A 2416-nucleotide genomic window follows, 5' to 3' on the forward strand; every position below is an offset into this window, starting at 1 on the left:
GTTTCGGATGTCGCCATTGCTCATAGGTCCGCTCCGGCCAGATGTAGTTTGCGCTGCGAGATGCGCAACACACGGGCCTGAACTTGGCTTTTGGCCGCCCGGATCAAGCTCAGATCGTGGGTAGCGATTAGGACTGTCTTGCCCATGCGGTTCAGCTCGATCAGCAGACGCAGCAGCCGTTGCGACATCTCCCAATCGACGTTGCCGGTCGGCTCATCCGCCAGCACCACGTCGGGCGACAGGATCACGGCCCGCGCGAGAGCCGCGCGTTGACGTTCACCACCCGACAGTTCGGGCGGATGGGCGTCAAGCCGAGCCCCTAGCCCAACCCAGGACAAAAGCTCGGTCAGGTTGTCCTGCTCTTCCGACTCGGCACGTCCCGACACCATCAAAGGCAGGGCCACGTTTTCAGCCAGCGTCATATGATCCAGAAACTGGCAATCCTGATGCACAACCCCGACCCGGCGCCGCAGCAGGGCCATCTGATCCCGATCCAGACGCGCGATATCTTCGTCAAACACGCTCAGCCGACCCGAGGTCGGCAACAACGCGCCATAACACAGCTTCAGCAACGTGGTTTTTCCTGCGCCCGAAGGTCCGGTCAGGAAATGGAACGAGCCGGGCTGCAATTTGACTGAGACGTCGCTCAGCAATGCGCCGTCGCCATAGGTATAGCTGACATTTTCCAGCTCGATCACAGGTGTCCCCAGTTCTTTTGCCGATCTTCTTGCCCGAGCTTGCCTGCGGTTTCAATGCCTGCACCGAGTCCAATTGGCGACACTTGCCCCATGAAACCGAAAACGCCCTTTGCTGTTGGGTCTTAACGGAATATCATCCCTGAAAAAACTACTATCGGGCCGAACATCAGGCCGGGGAGGCAGTATGAGACTTACATGTCCGAATTGCGGCGCTCAGTACGAAGTGCCGGACGAGGTTATCCCCGAAGAGGGGCGCGATGTACAGTGCTCCGCCTGTGACCAGACGTGGTTTCAGCCCAAGCACCCGGAAGACGCAGCACCCACTACCGACGCGCCTGAAGCCACCGCCGAGCCGGACGCTAAGCCGGAGCCGACACCTGAACCCGACACAAAAGTTGAGGTTGTTGATGAGACTCCGCCCGATAGCGGCAAGACCGGCAATGTCGACCCTGCCGTTGCGAGCATTTTGAAGGAGGAGGCCGCGCGTGAGGCGGAGCTGCGCTCTCAGGAAGGCAGCAGCCTTGAGACGCAACCAGATCTGGCGCTGGAAGATTCTGTCGAACCCGAGTTTCAGATCAAGCGCCCAACTGCGACCGAGACCGCCGAGGATGCGGGCCAAAAGGATGAGCTTCCTGACGTTGAGACCATCAATTCAGGCATGATGAGCGATGAGGGCGATGACGCGCCCCCAGCCAAACAATCCCGTGGCTTCGTGCGCGGTTTTGCCGTCATGCTGATCATCGGCGTGATCCTGTATCTGATCTATGGCAATGCGCAACAGATCAGTGAGGCCGTGCCGCAAGCCGATCCGGTGCTGGACTCCTACGTCTCTTTGATTGATCAGGCCCGTATCTGGCTTGAGACGCAGGCCGGGGCAGGCGCGCCGCAGGAATAAAGCGTTTCGGGTTTTACCTGAAATACCAAGTGACACGAATGTCCCGACAACGCAGAAAGCGTGGCAGGGTATTCGTGTCTCAGGATTAAGCCGAAACGATATAGCGGCTCAGAACCGTTCCAGCAGACGCTTGAGGTATTCCAGCTCGATCTCGGGCCGGTCGGTTTCTCCGGTCCGACGGCGGATTTCGTCCAGCAACTCACGCGCGCGGCGATAGACGTCTTCACCCTGCAGTAGGTTATCATCGGTTGAGATCGACCCGGCTGCACCGGGATTGCGGCCCAGCGGGTCGCGGCTGTTGGCTTGCGCCTCACCTTCCTCGGTGCCTTGTCCGGATTGGTTCTGCTGGTTCTGCGCCATGGCCTCACCCAAGGACCGCATGCCTTCGCGTAGGGCCTCCATCGCTTCGGACTGACGGTCGATCGCTTCGGCCAGATCATTGCCGCGCAGCGCCTCCTCCGCCTCTTCCATGGCACCTTCTGCGCGGCCCAACGCATCGCGCGCCGCGTCGCCTTCGGGGGTGCCTGCACCGGGCAAACCCTGTTGCTGTCGGTTCAGTTCTTGCCGCAGGGCCTGCTGCCGATCCGCCAAAGACCCCTCACCCGGTTGGCCTTCGCCCGCCTGATCCGAGCCCTGACCCTGACCGCCCTGACCCTCGTGGCTTTCGCCGCGGCCCTGACCGCCATTGCGGCCTTCATTGCCCTGATTTTCTCCGGCCTGAGCGCCGGGGTTGAACTGTTCCTGCAGATCGCGGAATGCCTGATCGCTCAGGCCTTGCTGTTCACGCAGGGTCTCGGCCAGGCCTTGCATGGCCTCTTGCCCC

Annotated in this window: 3 protein-coding genes; 1 reads left to right on the top strand and 2 read right to left on the bottom strand. The window is 60.9% G+C overall.

What is annotated here, in order from left to right; all coding sequences use genetic code 11:
* Positions 1-20: 20 nt before the first annotated feature.
* Complete coding sequence (locus ACR0E6_RS20795) at positions 21-698, bottom strand: ATP-binding cassette domain-containing protein (RefSeq protein ID WP_170490977.1); 678 nt, start codon at positions 696-698, stop codon at positions 21-23.
* 184 nt (positions 699-882) lie between these two features.
* On the opposite strand from ACR0E6_RS20795, the gene ACR0E6_RS20800 reads away from it, so the two are divergent.
* Complete coding sequence (locus ACR0E6_RS20800) at positions 883-1593, top strand: zinc-ribbon domain-containing protein (RefSeq protein ID WP_425084315.1); 711 nt, start codon at positions 883-885, stop codon at positions 1591-1593.
* A 108-nt stretch (positions 1594-1701) separates the two neighbouring features.
* Here the strand turns inward: ACR0E6_RS20800 and ACR0E6_RS20805 are convergent.
* Positions 1702-2416, bottom strand: a 715-nt coding sequence (locus ACR0E6_RS20805) for a DUF4175 family protein (protein ID WP_480586878.1), incomplete at its 5' end; no start/stop codon positions are given.

The sequence above is a fragment of the Ruegeria sp. AP12 genome (genome assembly GCF_056540025.1).